Source organism: Maribacter algarum (ex Zhang et al. 2020) (assembly GCF_005885635.1).
In the GTDB taxonomy this organism is placed as follows: Bacteria; Bacteroidota; Bacteroidia; order Flavobacteriales; family Flavobacteriaceae; genus Maribacter_C; species Maribacter_C algarum.
In genome coordinates this window covers 1,195,510-1,212,761 of the sequence record NZ_VATY01000001.1, presented here as the reverse complement: position 1 = coordinate 1,212,761, position 17,252 = coordinate 1,195,510, and the positions used below count along the sequence as shown (strand labels likewise).

15 protein-coding genes are annotated in these 17,252 nt (G+C 38.0%); 2 read left to right on the top strand and 13 right to left on the bottom strand.

Annotation, left to right across the window (positions count from 1 at the left end; genetic code table 11):
- Window positions 1-615: 615 nt before the first annotated feature.
- Window positions 616-1,830 (bottom strand): GTPase HflX, encoded by a 1,215-nt coding sequence (hflX, locus tag FEE95_RS05180; protein ID WP_138656757.1) that lies wholly within the window; start codon window positions 1,828-1,830, stop codon window positions 616-618.
- A gap of 67 nt (window positions 1,831-1,897) precedes the next feature.
- On the opposite strand from hflX, the gene FEE95_RS05175 reads away from it, so the two are divergent.
- Window positions 1,898-2,872, top strand: a complete 975-nt coding sequence (locus tag FEE95_RS05175; protein ID WP_138656756.1) for an endonuclease/exonuclease/phosphatase family protein — start codon at window positions 1,898-1,900, stop codon at window positions 2,870-2,872.
- Window positions 2,873-2,874: 2 nt separating this feature from the next.
- Here FEE95_RS05175 and FEE95_RS05170 read toward each other — a convergent pair whose 3' ends face one another.
- The 5 genes from FEE95_RS05170 to hemB form a co-directional block, all read right to left on the bottom strand.
- Entirely contained in the window at window positions 2,875-3,588 is a 714-nt protein-coding gene (locus FEE95_RS05170; protein ID WP_138656755.1) for a 3'-5' exonuclease, read from the bottom strand.
- 203 nt (window positions 3,589-3,791) lie between these two features.
- The gene (locus tag FEE95_RS05165) at window positions 3,792-4,265 is read right to left on the bottom strand and encodes a methylated-DNA--[protein]-cysteine S-methyltransferase (RefSeq protein WP_138656754.1); all 474 of its coding nucleotides are present in this window, start codon (window positions 4,263-4,265) and stop codon (window positions 3,792-3,794) included.
- 4 nt (window positions 4,266-4,269) lie between these two features.
- Window positions 4,270-5,388, bottom strand: coding sequence for a CNNM domain-containing protein (locus FEE95_RS05160; RefSeq protein ID WP_138656753.1), 1,119 nt, complete (start codon window positions 5,386-5,388; stop codon window positions 4,270-4,272).
- Window positions 5,389-5,441: 53 nt separating this feature from the next.
- Window positions 5,442-6,773 carry a serine hydrolase domain-containing protein gene (locus FEE95_RS05155; RefSeq protein ID WP_138656752.1) on the bottom strand — a complete coding sequence of 444 codons (1,332 nt, stop codon included), beginning with the start codon at window positions 6,771-6,773 and terminating at the stop codon, window positions 5,442-5,444.
- 41 nt (window positions 6,774-6,814) lie between these two features.
- The gene (gene hemB / locus FEE95_RS05150) at window positions 6,815-7,804 is read right to left on the bottom strand and encodes a porphobilinogen synthase (protein WP_138656751.1); all 990 of its coding nucleotides are present in this window, start codon (window positions 7,802-7,804) and stop codon (window positions 6,815-6,817) included.
- A 70-nt stretch (window positions 7,805-7,874) separates the two neighbouring features.
- Here hemB and FEE95_RS05145 point away from each other — a divergent pair, with 70 nt between their 5' ends.
- Window positions 7,875-10,514, top strand: coding sequence for a DEAD/DEAH box helicase family protein (locus FEE95_RS05145; RefSeq protein ID WP_138656750.1), 2,640 nt, complete (start codon window positions 7,875-7,877; stop codon window positions 10,512-10,514).
- 24 nt (window positions 10,515-10,538) lie between these two features.
- Here FEE95_RS05145 and FEE95_RS05140 read toward each other — a convergent pair whose 3' ends face one another.
- The 7 genes from FEE95_RS05140 to hemE form a co-directional block, all read right to left on the bottom strand.
- Entirely contained in the window at window positions 10,539-11,141 is a 603-nt protein-coding gene (locus tag FEE95_RS05140; protein WP_138656749.1) for a hypothetical protein, read from the bottom strand.
- A complete protein-coding gene (locus FEE95_RS05135; RefSeq protein ID WP_138656748.1) occupies window positions 11,138-12,367 on the bottom strand; it encodes a tetratricopeptide repeat protein in 1,230 nt (409 codons plus the stop codon). Before FEE95_RS05135 ends, FEE95_RS05140 begins: the two co-directional genes overlap by 4 nt.
- Entirely contained in the window at window positions 12,367-13,662 is a 1,296-nt protein-coding gene (locus tag FEE95_RS05130; RefSeq protein ID WP_138656747.1) for an ATP-binding protein, read from the bottom strand. Before FEE95_RS05130 ends, FEE95_RS05135 begins: the two co-directional genes overlap by 1 nt.
- Window positions 13,663-13,716: 54 nt before the next feature.
- Window positions 13,717-14,496 carry a hypothetical protein gene (locus FEE95_RS05125; RefSeq protein ID WP_138656746.1) on the bottom strand — a complete coding sequence of 260 codons (780 nt, stop codon included), beginning with the start codon at window positions 14,494-14,496 and terminating at the stop codon, window positions 13,717-13,719.
- A gap of 170 nt (window positions 14,497-14,666) precedes the next feature.
- Entirely contained in the window at window positions 14,667-15,569 is a 903-nt protein-coding gene (gene hemF / locus FEE95_RS05120; RefSeq protein ID WP_138656745.1) for an oxygen-dependent coproporphyrinogen oxidase, read from the bottom strand.
- Window positions 15,570-15,572: 3 nt separating this feature from the next.
- A complete protein-coding gene (locus tag FEE95_RS05115; RefSeq protein ID WP_138656744.1) occupies window positions 15,573-16,106 on the bottom strand; it encodes a GNAT family N-acetyltransferase in 534 nt (177 codons plus the stop codon).
- Window positions 16,107-16,133: 27 nt separating this feature from the next.
- On the bottom strand, window positions 16,134-17,162 hold the full coding sequence (hemE, locus tag FEE95_RS05110) for a uroporphyrinogen decarboxylase (protein WP_138656743.1): 1,029 nt from the start codon (window positions 17,160-17,162) through the stop codon (window positions 16,134-16,136).
- Between the last annotated feature and the right edge of the window lie 90 nt (window positions 17,163-17,252).

The following is a 17,252-nucleotide window of genomic DNA, read 5'->3' as shown; positions in this document are numbered from 1 at the left end:
GTTTGTGTACTCGGTTTAAACTATGATTTGAGAAAATGCATAGATGAATTAAGGCTACTTATTGATGAGGGGAATTTTAGTATGGGGTCAACTAAATAGGCGACTACAATATAATAATAAAAAACCTATGTTTTTTAACAAAAAAGTTTCTTAATTAGATGATATTTTTTCGAAATGGAAGATTGATTAGGAGTATCAGAGAGCAGTCCGAAGTATCATTTTGGAGAGAACAACCAATGAGCTAGTCCATTCCATAAGCTAGAATAAAAAAAGCCCTCCAATCTGGAGGGCTTTTGTAAAAAGTAGGTTTGGGTTAATTTGGTTTGGTATTCCGTAAGCTTGTAGGTTTTAAGTATTGATATTGGGTCAAACTATCACTTAATAACATGGTAAAGATATAGATGATTCTTGACCAATCTAAATTATTGTTGTGAAGTGAAGCTACGATGTTGTGAAAAATATGAACAGTTTTATTTCTTCGACGAACTGCACTTTTATGTAGGAAAAGAAAGTGGGTTTTTTTGCAAAAGGGATTGCAGCGGCATCTTTTTTAGGCTTTTATTCCCTAAAAAAATATAGCGAAAAGCTCGACCTCACTCTAAGAGAGGGTTTGCCCTATTGATATTCGTCTAAATGTTCTGGATATAGAAAGTTGTTATACGGAAAACGAGTTACATGTATATCCCGCACTTCATTATAAACTCTTTTTCGAAACTCGTCTAAGTTCTGTTTGTTCAAAGCTGAAATAAAGAGGGCTCGGTCACCAACCTTTTGCATCCAGGTTTTTTTCCATTCTTCAATGGTAAAGTGTTTGGCTGTTTTTTCCGTAATTAAATCGTCTGCATCTATAGTCTCGTGTTTGTATTGATCAATCTTATTAAAGACCATGATACTTTTCTTATCCGAACTTTTAATCTCGGCCAGAATCTTATTGACCGATTCTATGTGTTCCTCAAATTGCGGATGCGATATATCTACGACATGTAATAATAAGTCAGCTTCACGAACTTCATCTAAGGTGCTCTTGAAGCTCTCAACAAGTTGTGTGGGAAGTTTACGAATAAACCCAACCGTATCACTCAATAGAAAGGGAAGATTTCCTAGCACAACTTTGCGAACCGTAGTATCTAAGGTTGCAAAAAGTTTATTCTCAGCAAATACCTTGCTTTTACTGACGACATTCATTAATGTGGATTTTCCAACATTAGTATATCCCACCAAAGCAACGCGAACCAAAGCTCCGCGATTACCACGTTGGGTCTCCATTTGGCGATCGATTTTGGTCAGTTTCTTTTTCAATAATGAAATGCGATCACGAACGATACGCCTATCCGTTTCAATTTCCGTTTCACCAGGACCACGCATTCCAATACCCCCTTTTTGTCGTTCAAGGTGTGTCCATAGTCCGGTTAATCTTGGAAGTAGATATTCATATTGTGCCAATTCCACCTGTGTACGAGCATAACTTGTTTGTGCCCTTTGCGCGAAAATATCCAGAATAAGACTCGTGCGATCTATAATCTTGCAGCGTAATTGTTTTTCAATATTACGTTGTTGTGCGGGTGTAAGCTCATCATCGAAGATTACAGAACCAATTTCATGTTCTTCAACATAGGCTTCTACTTCTAACATTTTACCGCTCCCGATTAAGGTTTTCGGGTTGGGTACATCCATACGTTGTACAAAACGTTTGTATACTTCGCCTCCTGCAGTATAGGTCAAGAACTCAAGCTCATCGAGATATTCAGTAACCTTTTCTTCATTTTGTTCGCGGTTCATTATACCAATAAGTACCGCCCTTTCATAATCTATCGACTTCTTTTCAAGCATAAACCCATTTTAAAGTGCAAATCTAGGTAACGATTTTTGTAAATTTGAATCCCCAACAATAAAAACCATGATTTTCTCATTTTTTAAAAAGAAAAAGGGAAAGAACATTTTTACCGTAGGTTTCTATAACCTAGAAAATCTGTTCGACACCAATGATGATCCAAATACTTTGGATGATGACTTCACACCTACAGGTTTCAAAAAATGGTCAATGAAACGGTATAAGCGCAAGCTGTATAAATTGGCGAAGACTATTTCTGAAATTGGAGACGAGTCCACTAAAAACCCACCTGTTATACTCGGAATTGCAGAGGTGGAAAATGAGAAGGTAATCGAGGATTTAATCAGTGCAGAACCCCTTCGTGATATTGATTATGGTTATGTTCATTACGATTCTCCGGATGAAAGAGGAATCGATACTGCTCTTATTTATCAAAAATCAAATTTTGAAGTACTGTATTCAGAGCCTATCACATTAATGATTTTCGAAAAGGATGGCAGAAGAGATACCACGCGAGACATTTTATATGTAAAAGGGAAATTGAATAACGAGGAAGTTCATGTGTTCGTTAATCATTGGCCCTCTCGCAGAGATGGTCAGGACGAAACCAGTTCCAAAAGGGTTAAGGCGGCTGAAACTATAAAGGAGTATATGGCCAAGATAGATGCTACGGTTGAAAGCCCCAATTACATAGTAATGGGAGATTTTAATGATGGCCCTGATTCAGAAAGCATAAAATCGCTCATGGAGTGTGACCATTTATACAACCCTATGGAAAAGCTGCTTAGCCCTGAACGGGGTAGTGCGAATTACAAACAGACTTGGATGCTCTTTGACCAAATTATGGTATCGCATAATTTATTGAATTACGAAAAAGGTACCCATAGTTTTGCCCATGCCAATATTTTTGATGAAGCCTTTTTAACTGAGTTTAAAGGGAAGTTTAAAGGAACACCCTATAGAACTTACGCTGGCAGAAAATATATTGGGGGCTATAGTGATCACTTCCCCGTGTATATTCAACTAAAATATAACGGGTAGTATCAGATATTTTTGATTTCATTTTCCGCTAGCAATTCTTCTCCTCGGAGTCTTAGAAAGACCTGCGCGGTGGTTACCACGTCTAGTTCACAGTAGGTAATAATCCTATCGAGATTCTTTTCTTCATAATACACCTCCCTTACCATACTGCCATCGATATCTTCTTTAGGAGAAGGTATGCCTAAAATATTCGCCAGTAATTTGAGGGAAGTAAAATGCTTGTAATCACCAAATTTCCAGAGTTCCATGGTATCTAGGTGTGGAATTTCCCATGGTTTTTTACCAAAAAGGTTCAGTTTATAGGGAAGTTCTATATTGTGGATAATCATCCGTCTTGCGATATAAGGGAAATCGAATTCCTTGGCGTTATGACCACATAATAGATGTTTTGCGCTACTGAAATGGGTAATCAGTAAGTTCTTGAACTCTTTTAGGAGTTTTACTTCCCCGCCGTGGAAAGTCGTGGTTCTGAAAGTTCGTATGTCTCCTTTAAAATTGAAATACCCTACTGAAATACAGATAATTTTACCAAATTCCGCCCAAATACCTGCGCGCTCGTAAAATTCCTCAGGAGTAAAATCATCCTTGCGTTGGTATTTTGATTTTTGATCCCAAAGCGCTTTTTTTTCGTCATCAAGTTCATCGAAAGATTGCGTTTCTGGAACCGTTTCGATATCGAGAAAAAGAATATGCTCTAAATTAATTCTGGAAAGCATCTTTTGGCGATGGTTTGACCCCTAAATATACAAAGTAAAAAGAGATAAACTAAATATTATGTATTTTCTTACTCAAATAATAAGAACCGACCTACAAGTTTGTTTATATACAATAGTTGGGATATTCCTTTTTGATGAAGCTAGATAACTACGAGAATCGGAATCATTTACAATTTGAAAAAAGACCCAATTGTTGGTAATCATCAAAATAAAGAACCTTGCTTCACCGGATTTTCATGGGCTAAAAGCCATTTTTTGCGATGTAATCCTCCAGCATATCCGGTTAGAGAACCATCGCTTCCAATTACCCGATGACAAGGCACAATTATCCATAGCGGATTCTTGCCATTTGCCGCAGCAACAGCCCTTATGGCCTTCACATCACCCAGTTTTTTCGAAAGCTCTAAATACGACATCGTTTTACCAAACGGAATATTAAGAAGTTCTTCCCAAACCCCTTGTTGAAAGGACGTTCCTTGTGGATTCAATTGAAGATCGAAATTTTCGCGTTGACCGTCGAAATACTCTCTCAATTGGTAAACGGCATCTTCGAGTGCTTCGGGAATCACATCGGTAAGAGTCTCTTCTGTATCTAAAACCGATATTGCAGACAATCCATTGGCAGTACCCTCTAATTTTGCAACTCCCAAAGGCGTAGCTATATATGCGGTTTCCATACGATTATTCTTCCTTGCGTTCTTCTATTAGTCCGGATTTCTTTGCTCTGGTCTCCCAATTTTTGCGGGCTAATTCCTGTAAATCAGCTACGCTATCACTTTCATCCATAATTTCCAAACCTAGCAAGGTCTCTATGATATCTTCCATAGTGACTAGACCACTTATAGAACCGTATTCATCCACCACAAGTGCCATATGTACTCTTTTGCGGATCAAGGTCTCGAATAACTCAGGAATAGGCGTATTTCGTTTTGTAATCATGATATCCCTGCGAATCTCCGAGAGAGGTACTTCGCCATTGCCATTTACCATTTCCTCTAATACATTGTTTTTAAGCACAAAACCGGTGATATGATCTTCTTTTTGGCTGTAAACGGGAATCCTTGAAAAGCGTAATTTAGGATTCTCCGTAAAGAATTCTTGAATGGTCTGGTCTTCAGATGTCATTTTAACCACCGCCCTTGGGGTCATTATATCTTTTACCAAAACTTCGTCAAATTGTAATAGGTTTTTGATAATGGTAGATTCAGACTTTTCAAAAACTCCATCTTCATGTGCAATATCGGCCATCGCTGTAAAATCTTCCCTACTAAGTGCGCTTCCATGGTGACCTTTACCGCCTACCAACTTTGTGAAAAGCTGCAGTACCCAAAGCAAACCTGTATATTTTAATGCCAAAACCATAATGCGTAGAGTTTTAGCGCTAAAGTTGGAAAGTTGCTTCCAGTAGGTCGCTCCGATGGTTTTAGGAATAATCTCTGAGGCCACTAAAATCAATATGGTCATAATAGTTGAAACAACCCCAACCATCAAGTCCTCGGTAAATTCCACACCTAAGATAGACCTCGTGGTATTTCCATACATTTCGGCATAAGCCGCTTTGGCTTGAACACCGACTAGAATTGCACCCACCGTATGTGCTATCGTATTTAGAGTAAGAATGGCGATAAGTGGTTTATCCACATCTTTTTTAAGTTCTTCTAGAGTAGTGGCGTAGGCCTTACCCTCTTTCTTTTTGAGATTTATAAAAGTCGGATTTACACTCAACAAAACAGCTTCCAAAATGGAGCAGAGGAAGGAGAAGAAAATGGAAATTACAGCGTAAAAAATCAACAGGCCCATGTACGGTAGTTTTGAATTACGAAGATACCAATTTTATCAGTACATGAGAATGCTCAATCCGCAGGTACGTTGGCAGTATAAAACACCTGCTGAACCGCTTCCCGAATCTTGAGTTTATACAAATTTCGATGTGCTCTAGTAGGATTTACACGGTTTGAGAGAAAAATATATACCAATTGGTTTTTTGGGTCGGCCCAGACGAAAGTTCCAGTAAACCCTGAATGACCAAAGCTTTCTAAGCTAACCAACTTAGCAGGATATGCTTCTTTATGATCCAAGGTATCGTTGCCAAGTAGTGGTTTGTCAAATCCTAATCCTCGTCGATTTTCGTTTTCTGGATACTGCACTTTTATAAACTCTTTTATCGTAGCCTCAGAAACAAATCTTTTGCCATTGTAAAAACCATATTGCATATACATTTGCATCAGTTTGGCTAGGTCGGTTGCTGTTGCAAACAAACCTGCATTACCGGAAACTCCCCCTAATAAAGAAGCATTCTCATCGTGTACCCATCCCTGCGTAAGGGTATGACGGAACAAAGTGTCTTGCTCAGTGGGAACTATTCGATTTGTATATCCTTTGGTTTTTGGCCGAAATCCCATATTACTTGCTCCTAGCGGTTTATAAAAGTGCTGTTCCAGGTAGTTTTCATAGGATTGGCCTGTTAATTGTTCTATGAGTTGTGGAAAAATCAGAAAAGTCAGTCCTGAATACTTGTATTTTTTTTCTTCGGACACTTTTGACCTATTTATCATTTGGATCATCTTACGCTTGAAATTATTCTTGATGAAGAGTCCATCATAGGCCTGGTTTTCAAACCCAGAAGAGGCCGATGTTTGAACAAACCGCTTTTTTACCTTTCCGTTTCTTTTAAGTACCTCATTAAGGAAAACGATGTACGGGGTCAATCCTGCCTGATGAGCCAAAATCTCCCTTAACGTCAAGTTCTTCTTATCCTTTATTTTCCGCCAAGGCTTCCAATACGTACTAAAAGGTTTATCTAAATCTAACTTACCTTCATCCACTAATTTCATTATTGCCGGTAATGGCCCCGTAATTTTCGTAACAGACGCCAAATCGTAAATATCATCCAAGGCAACTTTTTGAATACTATCATAGGTATGAAAACCATAAGCCTTGTGAAATATGATTTTTGAGTTTTTGGCAACTAGAATTTGAGCTCCTGGAAATGCTTCATTTTCGATTCCATCATTAATAATGGAATCTACTTTGATATGGATATAAGAAGAATCTAGCTTGACTTCTGAAGGTTTTGCGTAACCGAACTCTGAATCAAATACAGGGTCATCAATCTCTTGTAAGGCCTTTTGAGAGTGGGCTTTGGAGAATAATAAACCAATGAGTATAAAAATATGTAATTTCATTCATAAAGGGTTTATTCCTTTCGGAATGACAAATAGAATAATTATCCCATCAATCGAACAGCATCTTTCGCAAAGTAGCTCGCAATGATATTGGCACCGGCTCTTTTTATGGCAAGTAATTGCTCCATCATAACCGCGTCATGGTCTAACCATCCTTTTTCTGCTGCGGCCTTTAACATGGCGTATTCTCCACTTACCTGATATACCGCAACGGGGACATCAACTTCATTTCTGATTTCTCGAACAATATCCAAATAAGCCAATCCGGGTTTTACCATTACGATATCCGCACCTTCATCGATATCAGCTTGGGTTTCCGAAATCGCCTCGAAACGATTTGCAGAATCCATTTGATAGGTTTTCTTGTTTTTAGGTACATCTTTCATATTTACAGGAGCGGAATCTAAAGCGTCTCGAAAAGGACCATAAAATGCACTGGCATATTTTGCACTGTAGCTCATAATTCCAGTGTTGATGTGACCTTCGTCTTCTAAGGCTTCCCGAATCGTTAAAATACGTCCATCCATCATATCACTAGGTGCGACGAAATCGGCTCCTGCATCGGCATGGCTTACACTCATCTCCGCAAGAATTTCCGAAGTCTCATCATTTAATATTTGTCCGTCTTGAACAATTCCATCATGACCTAGAGAAGAATAAGGATCAAGGGCTACATCCGTCATCACCAACATCTCTGGACAAGCATTCTTAACTGTTTTTATGGCTAATTGCATCAATCCGTTGGGATTCAAGGCTTCTGTCCCTTTATTGTCCTTTAAATTATCCGGGACTTTTACAAAAAGAAGAACAGCGCAAAGTCCCATATTCCATAGTTCCTTGACCTCTTTTTCAAGATTGTCTAGGCTCATGCGATAATAGTTGGGCATAGAAGCTATTTCTTCCTTAACTCCTTTTCCCTCCACAACAAATAATGGAACTAGAAAGTCACTTGGAGTTATGATTGTTTCGCGCACTAAATGACGAATGGAATCGTTTACTCTTAGTCTACGGTTTCTTTTTAATGGATACATTGAATTGCCCTCTTTTATGAAACTCAAAGTTACTTATTATCCTTTTAAATTTGTCAAAACACCTTAACTCTTGAGCGAACTCCAAAAAAATTTAAAATTCAAATTTACTTGGCGAAGTTATCAAGAGAAATTCCTTAACCGTTTTGAAAATCACATTAAGGATAACCACCTTCATATCGTAGCTCCACCTGGGTCGGGCAAAACTATTTTGGGTCTGGAAATGCTGATACGCGTAAATAAACCTACGCTTATCCTTTCACCTACACTTACGATACGAAATCAATGGAAAGATAGGCTAGAGACTTTTTTTCTTGCCAATAATGCGTTTGACAATTACACTCTAGATATCAAAAAACCATCTTTGCTCACCTTTTCAACCTATCAATCTTTACATGCTTTAGATAAATCTTTAATTGAAAGTGAAAAGTCTCTCCTTGATTACATTACAAAACATAATATACAAACCCTTGTTTTAGACGAAGCGCATCATTTAAAAAATGCTTGGTGGAAGAGTCTTTTCTCGTTGAAACAGATAGAGCATATGACTGTAATTTCGCTGACAGCCACTCCACCTTATGACAGTACTGCTCAAGAATTGAACAAATATTTTGAGCTTTGTGGCCCGCTCGATGATGAAATTGCAGTACCCGACTTAATTGCAAACGGGGACCTTTGTCCACACCAAGATTTTGTTCATTTCTCTCAACCCGATGAAGCTCAAATCAAATATATCGTTGCGTATCGGGAACAGATAATTGCATTTAATAATGCGTTGGTTGCTAATGCCGATTTTCAAAAACTGATAACAGAACTTCCCATATATACTCAATCAGAGCAGTCGCTAGAAGATATATATGAGAATCCAGAATTTTTCTCATCGATACTAATTTTTTTAAATGCCTGTGGACGTAAAACCGATAAAAAGAAGCTCAAGTTTTTAGGATTTGATGTTAATAATGTTCAATTTCCCAACTTAACCTATGAATGGTTAGAAGTTTTACTGCAAGAATTATTAGTAGAACAACGGGAGTCACTAGAAGCATATGAAGCCTTACTTTTTGATATAGAGAAGCAACTTTCTCGAATAGGTGTCTACAATAAGAAAAGGGTCAATTTTATCGGAGATGAACAATTGTATCGAAACCTAGCCAATAGTCCTTCTAAATTAAAAAGTATTTCTGAGATAGTTTCTTTTGAAAAAGGGAGATTAGGACAAGAGCTAAAAGCGGTAATACTGACTGACTTTATTCGAAAAGAATATTTAGATTTTAACGGTGACGATACTACTGAACTCAAAAAGTTAGGTGTGGTTTCGATTTTTCAATACCTAAGAACTACTGGCGTTTCAAAGGAAAATATTGGCGTGTTATCAGGTTCTTTGGTCATCATACCTAAAGGTTCATTACACCATTTTAAAAAGGAAGTGAGTAGTTCAAATTTTAAGGCTCTGACCTTAGAATCGGATGATGAATTCGTTGTCATTAACTCTTTTGGTTCAGTAAAAAATACCATCGTAGCGAGTATAACAAAATTGTTTCAAAAAGGGATTCTTAAAATTCTTGTGGGCACAAAGTCTTTGCTTGGCGAAGGATGGGATGCTCCCGCTATAAACACCTTGATATTAGCTTCTTATATCGGTTCTTTCGTGTCTTCAAATCAAATGCGCGGACGTGCAATTCGAATAGATGAAAAAATACCAAATAAAACCGGAAACATTTGGCATCTAGCTTGTCTTGACCCAACCGTTATAGGCGGAGGCAAAGACCTAGAAAAACTACACAAAAGATTTGAAGCATTTTCAGGAGTATCACTTTCAAAAACCACGTATATCGAAAATGGAATAGAGCGACTTCAAATTCCTACTGATTTTAATCCTAACATAAATCTAGAAGCTTTGAACGCTAAGATGTTTGAAGCAGCGTCACAAAGAAAGGTATTGAAGAACAGGTGGTTTGATGCCATTGAAAAAGGGAGTGTTCTTATTCGTGAAGTTAAAATACCTTATTTAGATAAATTGCCCTTTAAGGAAGCAAAAAGATTGCGATGGGGTAGTGCTTCGAAATATTTGTTTCTCGAGGTAGTAGTAGGCGCAGGTTTATTTTTTCCGGAGTTTTTGATAAAACATTTAGGAACATTATTTACGAAAGGCGTAGTTCAATTTATTTATATTTTTTTAGCAGGAATTTTTGTTGGGTTCGCACCGAAGACCTATAAGGCAATCAAACTGTATTTGTTATTCGGAAACACCTACAAGAAAACCAAGAGGATTGGGAACGCATTACTAGATATTGTAAATAGAACAGATAGACTGCATACCCCTATTAAAGAAGTATCTGTGGAAACGGAACAACAGCTAAACGGAACATTTGTGTGTTATCTTAAAGGCGCCACGAATGCAGAAAGCACCTTGTTTGTGAACTTATTGGCTGAGATTTTAGCACCAGTTGAAAATCCTAGATATTTACTAGTATATAAACATTGGATAAAGCGCCATTGGGGCTTACGAAATTATTACGTAGTGCCTACCCAATTTGGAAAGCGAAAAGAAGACGCCCAACTTTTTCATCAATGTTGGAAAAAACATGTGGACTCATCAAAACTCTTGTATACCCGTTCACTAAAGGGAAGAAAAGAGTTGTTGAAAGCAAGACTTTCACATATTATGTATCAATTCAAAGAAGTTTCTAAAAAAGCGATTACTTGGAAATAATGAGCATTAAGAGCGTTATTGAAACTACTCAACTCCAATCTCTTCTTTACACTGAATAATTTCTTTAAGACCTTCTCCTAAGTCATGTGCTTCCCATATTTCAATATCTTCCTTAATAGAAAGCGGATTCTGGTCAGAATCAATGTAGGTGCGAATAGAGGCAACTGTTGCGAAATCCATTGGGTCTATTTTAACAATAGAATTTTTACCCGGAATTGTATAACTATCTTCATAATCGTAACAGAAAATCAATACCTGGTCACCAATGTTTACACCACTTTGATAAAAACAATCGGTTGTAAAAAAATTTTGCCCTGTGTAGCTATTCGCCCCTAAATCCTTGATTTTATATACTTTTTCAATTTCGACAATACCCTTTTGGGAAGTGTACAATGGGCCCGGGTCATCCGTTGGTTCATTAAGACTTGTAACTGTTCCTTCAAAAACAAGTGAAAGTTCTTCTCCACATGCCCCAATAAACGGCCCGGATTGTGGCCACCAATACGTATAACCAACGCTTAAGGTGTCCTGCGTAAATACTACTTCAATATCGCTTTTTGATTTTTTGGTAGTACAGGACATTGCAAATAATACGATCGAAACAAATAGAATCAGCTTGTTTTTCATTGTCTTTCAATAAAATTTCCAATCCAAGTGTAAGCCATCATCATTATAAAAACCGCAATACCGATTGTATACATATCGATGAAGAAAGGTCCGATTAAACCCGTCAATATCATGATTGAACCATAAATAATTCCCATTAACCTAGCTTTTTTACTTTTTAACAAAAAACCTCTAGGAAGTGGTAACAAGGCACAGATAAAGGTTACCCCAAGTACAAGGGCGTACTCCATGTTTAGAAAATAAAAGGTAGCAATCGCTGCTATTCCCAAAACCAATAAGACGCCGAAAACGTAGCCGCTTATTTTTTCATCCTTAGCCAGTAAGTACTTCCCATAAGTGTCAAAATTCAAAATGGTATTTGACAAAGGTTCCATAATCCATCCACCAAGAGCGAAAAGCAAGTAGGCAATCATCAAGGGTATGGCAAGATAGGTCATATCACTAGCACTCAAAACCTTAATACTTACGCGATAAACTAAGTAGATGCCTATAATGAAGGCCCATTGATTTTTAGAGGATTGTTTTGCAATCCAAAATGAATATTTCAAATACCAACGGTAAAAGAAATTTTTGCTTTTAAGTGCGGTACTCATCCCTTCGCGGGCATATTCGAAATTCGGGTCAAATTGCAAAGCTTCCTTAAAATGCTCTAGAGCTTTTTTATTGTTTCCGTTTTCAAGTTCAACCCAACCGACATTTGCATGCGAATAGCTGTCTTCGGGATTGTCGAACAAAATGTTTTCTACGGTCTCATTCGCTTCTTCTACCCGATCGAGCTTGGTAAGGATCTGAGCTCTAATATTAAGGCAGTATGCGTTTTTGGCATCAATTTTTAATCCTTCATTCACAAGCCTTAAGCCCTCTTCATATTTTTTCTTGTTTAATAATAATCCAGACTTAAAGGCAAAATAATCAGCACTATAAGGATATAAGGAGATGGCTTCATTAACAAATTCCATAGCTTCCTCATCCCTGTCTTGACGCAGCGCTATCTGAGCTTTCAAGAAAAATAAATCCGGATCATTGGGCATGTCATGCAACAAACCATCTGCTAATTTTGATGCTTTGGAATATTCGCCGGTATCAAAAAAACAAATTGCCAAATGATATTTTCCAGTCCAATTGTCGGGATCTTCTGCAATAGCATTTTGTAAGAAAGGAATGGCTTCTTTATACCTTCCAAGCTGAATTAGTTGTGTGCCACGGGTGAGATTTTTCGATTCCATTACTTTTTAATGTTCAAGTATTTCAGAATATCATCATATAGTCCACCATCATTTGAATACAGAGCATAGTTTTTGGCAGATCCAAACCACTCTTTGGTACTGGGTTTCATTTTTTTAATAGCATTCGAAACATCTTTTGTGGTTATCGGTTTCGGAATGCCATCGACAAAAGCTTTTTCCAGTTTGTTTTCTATTGCGACATCAATAGAAGCTTTGATGTCTGCCCCCGAGAACTCTTTTGAAATTTTTGCGAGAGCAGCAAAGTCTATATTTTCTATAGGTTTATCTCTCAGTTGAATATCAAAAATAGCAGCTCTTGCTTGAAGGTCTGGCGGCGAAACAAAGATTATTCGATCGAACCTACCGGGTCTTCTGAAAGCTGGGTCGATATACCACGGCGCGTTAGTGGCTCCGATAATCAATATTCCATCATTTTCGGAATCAATGCCATCAAGTTCTGATAAAAACTGATTGATAACTGTTCGACCCGCAGCCTTGTTCACATCATTTCTGTTGGCACCCAGTGCATCAATTTCATCAATAAATATGACACAAGGTGTATTTCTACGGGCCGTTTCAAATATTTGATGCAAGTTTCTTTCTGAACTTCCCACCCACATATCTAGAATCTCGTTGATTCCCACATTGATGAAATTTGCATTTATTTCACCAGCAGTAGCTTTAGCAAGATGTGTTTTTCCACAACCAGGAGGGCCATATAAAAGAATTCCCCCTCCAATTTTTTTCCCATAAGCCTTATAAAGGTCTTTGTGCTCTAGGGGTTTAATGATTTTTAAGGATATTTCGTTTTTCACATGATCCATTCCTCCGATATCCTTGAATCCCATATCTGGCTTTTTAAGAAATGAAATGGCGTCCTCATCAACAAACTCACTATCATCAGAAATGGTGTTTACTTTGAGTTTGGCGTCAAAATCTTCATTGGAATATGATGGATCGGTCTCGATTATACTCTGATAAGTTTGTTGCGCATCTGAGTAGTTTTCTTGCTTGATTTGACAATAACAAAGTAGTTCAAGAAAGCGGTTCTCCCGACTATTACTAATTAGTTCCTCGAGCAATACTTCAGTAGCGGATAGCTTGCTTTGTCTATAAAAACAATTTGCAAGCTCGTATTTGGCATCTAAATGACTAGGGTCAATATTAATTATATCCTGTAGGTGATTCTGAGAATCTTCGTACTGGCCATTTTGAAGGTAAAGCTTAGCGATTTGGAATTTAAGAGGCACATTATTAGGTGATAACTTTAATGCCTCAAGAAGACTTTCTAACATCTTGGTGATTTTTTATAAAAATATGTAATTAACCACAAGTATAGCCTTATGTAGCTATCCTAAATTTCGAATAAACTTTTCTACGTTGATATGAACATCATCTTCCCCTTGCTGGTCAAAAGGATTTTCCAAATGCGACTGAATGTTATCCAGCGCCACTAGAATCACACTAAACAAAACGGGTACCGCAAATTGTAGCCCATAGCTATAACTTGTTACGCTTTCTGCAAAGTGAGGGCCGTAAATAACGGGAAGTATAACAATAAAAATATCACTGTAGGTTCTCAAGGTACGGGGAGTTCGATATTGATAAATATGTTTGATTCGTTCGAAGGAAATCATCATTTTACTTAGAAATTGATTGGACCTGGAAGCTTCACCAGAAGGCAAGCCATGTGAACGCATAGATTTTATAAAAACGGAAAGTTCGTGAAAATCAGAATACACATTTTTTTCATATTCTTCCAATCGGTCGACAGGTTGTGTAAAAATCTCTCTACAAGAATTCATAAGAGACTTCAGGTGTCCCTTCAATTCGGTTTTTAGTTCTTCCGGCGGATTTTCCAGCCAATGCGAAACCGCAAAGTACAAGGCTCGTCCATGCGCTTTTATAGAACCGTACTCATCTAAGGCAACTTCACGACGCTTATAGGCTCCGCCAATAGAGAATACGATGGGGAAAACAATAGCGGTGCCGATCAAGGTTAAAGGAAAGTCTGCCTTAATTTCATAATGAAGACAAAATGCTGTGGAAACGATAGATAGAAAGGTAATCAAAAGTGTCTTCCAATTTATAATGAGCCCTATGCGAGCTACATATTTTAGTAAAGTCATTCGTTTTGGTTTTTTAGTAAGCTTTGCTTAATTATGGCTTTAAGGCGTTCCTTTCTGAAAGCTTCCTCTTTCTTCAGCTTATTCTTTTTTCGATTCATAAGCTTGGTATGTTTCGCTTTATTAACGGTATTTTTTGCTTTTCCTTTTTTAGCCATACCAAAAAAATAAATTTATACCCAATCTTTGGGCTTTTTCAATACCTCTATAAGCCTGGCTTCTTCACTCCGTTCTTCAGGGTGATGGTCATACTTCCACTGTACATGAGGTGGTAGACTCATGAGGATACTTTCGATACGTCCATTCGTTTTTAAACCGAACAATGTACCTTTATCATGTACTAAATTGAACTCTACATAACGCCCTCTTCTGACCTCTTGCCAATCGCGATGAAGCTTAGTAAATCCTATGCCTTTACGTTTTATAACAATTGGTATATAAGCCTCTAAAAAACTATCGCCAACTTCTGTAACAAAGTTGTACCAATCTTCCATTTGCATCTTGTCGGTCGCTTTGCAATAATCAAAGAACAATCCACCTAAACCCCTCGCTTCACCACGATGTGTATTCCAAAAATATTCGTCACAGCGCTTTTTATATTTTGAATGGAATTCAGGATGATGTGAGTCACAAGCTTTTTTACAAACGGAATGAAAATGAATTGCATCTTCTTCAAAAAGATAATACGGAGTCAAATCTTGCCCTCCTCCAAACCACTGGTCAACAATATTCCCTTGTTTATCATACATTTCGAAATACCTCCAATTTGCATGAACCGTCGGTACCATCGGATTTTTTGGGTGTAAAACCAAACTTAAGCCACAAGCAAAAAAGTCCGCATCTTCCACTCCGAAATACTTCTGCATACTTTCGGGGAGGGCTCCATGAACCCCGGAAATATTCACGCCGCCTTTTTCAAATACATCTCCATTTTCAATGACGCGCGTGCGGCCACCTCCACCTTCTGGGCGTTCCCAAATATCCTCTTGAAATTTGGCCTTGCCGTCAACTTCTTCCAATTTAGAAGTTATAGTGTCTTGAAGGTTTTGAATATATGTGTAAAATTTGTCTTTCATGATTTAAGCATAAAGTTCATATAATTCCATGTCTAATGGACTTTCGCCTGGCGGGGTATGTTCTCCAAGTAGGACTTTCTGCCAAGTAAAACCACATTTCTGCGCGACACGAATGCTGCCTGAATTGGACTTATGGGTAATGATTTGCAGTGTTTCCAGTTGTAGTTCTCCAAAAGCCCACTTGGAAATTGCTTTGACGGTTTCGGTCATGTAGCCTTTGCTCTCTACTTGATAGCCTAATGCATAGGCTAGCTCACCTTGTTTTTTCTCCCAATCCAATTCTTTGAGATAGATTAGTCCGATGAGGGTATGATTTTCTTTTTCCTTTAGGACAAACAGAAATTCTTCTTTGTTTTGAAAAGCCCTAATTTTTCGCTCCACAAAGTATTTTGATAAATCAGGAGTTAGGTTTTGTTCAAGAGTCTTCGGAAAATAACGTTGCAGGCGCTCAGTGTTTATTGTGCAAAAATCACAAAGTCGCCATGCATATTTTTCATGGATAGCGTCAATATAATAATCATCGAACTCTAAGAACACCACAGCTTTTTATTTTCACCTTAGGGGTTAGAAGGTATATTCTTTTACGGCATCAATAAATGCTTTTGCATTTTCCACAGGAACATTCGGAAGGATACCGTGCCCTAAATTTACGATGTACTTGTCCTTTCCAAATTCGTTAATCATCTGGGTTACCATCTTCTTAATGTCAGCTGGTGACGATAGCAAACGCGATGGGTCAAAATTACCCTGAAGCGTAATGTTTCCTCCGGTTAGGTAACGAGCGTTTCGTGCAGAACAGGTCCAATCTACACCCAATGCGGAAGCACCTGACTTTGCCATATCTCCTAACGCGAACCAACATCCTTTTCCGAAGACGATTACCGGAGTTTCATCTTTTAAGGCATCAACAATCTGTTGAATGTATTGCCAAGAGAATTCTTGATAATCCGTTGGTGAAAGCATGCCTCCCCAAGAATCAAAGACTTGTACAGCGTTTACGCCTGCTTTTACTTTTGCTTTCAAATAGGCAATCGTGGTATCCGTGATTTTTTGAAGTAAGGAATGTGCAACAACAGGTTGCGTAAAGCACAATTCCTTGGCTTTATCGAAGTTTTTACTGCCTTGTCCCTGCACACAGTAACAAAGAATCGTCCATGGAGACCCTGCGAAACCAATAAGTGGGACTTCATCATTCAACTTTTCTTTCGTTGCTTTGATAGCTTCAATAACATAATCCAAGGCATCCTCAACATCCGGAATGATAACGGAATCCAAATCCTTTTGAGAACGAATCGGATTAGGTAAATACGGACCAAAATTAGGTTTCATCTCCACCTCAATATTCATCGCTTGTGGAATCACCAAAATATCAGAAAACAAAATAGCAGCATCCATACCATACCTGCGGATGGGCTGCACCGTAATTTCAGAGGCTAACTCGGGAGTTTGACAGCGCGTAAAAAAATCATATTTGGCTTTGATTTCCATAAACTCAGGAAGATATCGCCCAGCTTGACGCATCATCCAAACAGGAGGTCTTTCAACGGTTTCGCCTTTTAGGGCGCGTAAAAACAAATCGTTCTTAATACTCATATTGCTTATTATTCGTCTTTGCGAGGAGCTTTTCGCGACGCGGCAATCTGTTGAACCTTTCTAGATACGTTTAACAGATTGCTTCGGCAT

Coding starts and splice junctions, on each gene's coding strand:
- hflX (WP_138656757.1), bottom strand. CDS start 1,830: ATGCTTGAAAAGAAGTCGATAGATTATGAAAGGGCGGTACTTATTGGT.
- FEE95_RS05175 (WP_138656756.1), top strand. CDS start 1,898: ATGATTTTCTCATTTTTTAAAAAGAAAAAGGGAAAGAACATTTTTACC.
- FEE95_RS05170 (WP_138656755.1), bottom strand. CDS start 3,588: ATGCTTTCCAGAATTAATTTAGAGCATATTCTTTTTCTCGATATCGAA.
- FEE95_RS05165 (WP_138656754.1), bottom strand. CDS start 4,265: ATGGAAACCGCATATATAGCTACGCCTTTGGGAGTTGCAAAATTAGAG.
- FEE95_RS05160 (WP_138656753.1), bottom strand. CDS start 5,388: ATGGGCCTGTTGATTTTTTACGCTGTAATTTCCATTTTCTTCTCCTTC.
- FEE95_RS05155 (WP_138656752.1), bottom strand. CDS start 6,773: ATGAAATTACATATTTTTATACTCATTGGTTTATTATTCTCCAAAGCC.
- hemB (WP_138656751.1), bottom strand. CDS start 7,804: ATGTATCCATTAAAAAGAAACCGTAGACTAAGAGTAAACGATTCCATT.
- FEE95_RS05140 (WP_138656749.1), bottom strand. CDS start 11,141: ATGAAAAACAAGCTGATTCTATTTGTTTCGATCGTATTATTTGCAATG.
- FEE95_RS05135 (WP_138656748.1), bottom strand. CDS start 12,367: ATGGAATCGAAAAATCTCACCCGTGGCACACAACTAATTCAGCTTGGA.
- FEE95_RS05130 (WP_138656747.1), bottom strand. CDS start 13,662: ATGTTAGAAAGTCTTCTTGAGGCATTAAAGTTATCACCTAATAATGTG.
- FEE95_RS05125 (WP_138656746.1), bottom strand. CDS start 14,496: ATGACTTTACTAAAATATGTAGCTCGCATAGGGCTCATTATAAATTGG.
- hemF (WP_138656745.1), bottom strand. CDS start 15,569: ATGAAAGACAAATTTTACACATATATTCAAAACCTTCAAGACACTATA.
- hemE (WP_138656743.1), bottom strand. CDS start 17,162: ATGAGTATTAAGAACGATTTGTTTTTACGCGCCCTAAAAGGCGAAACC.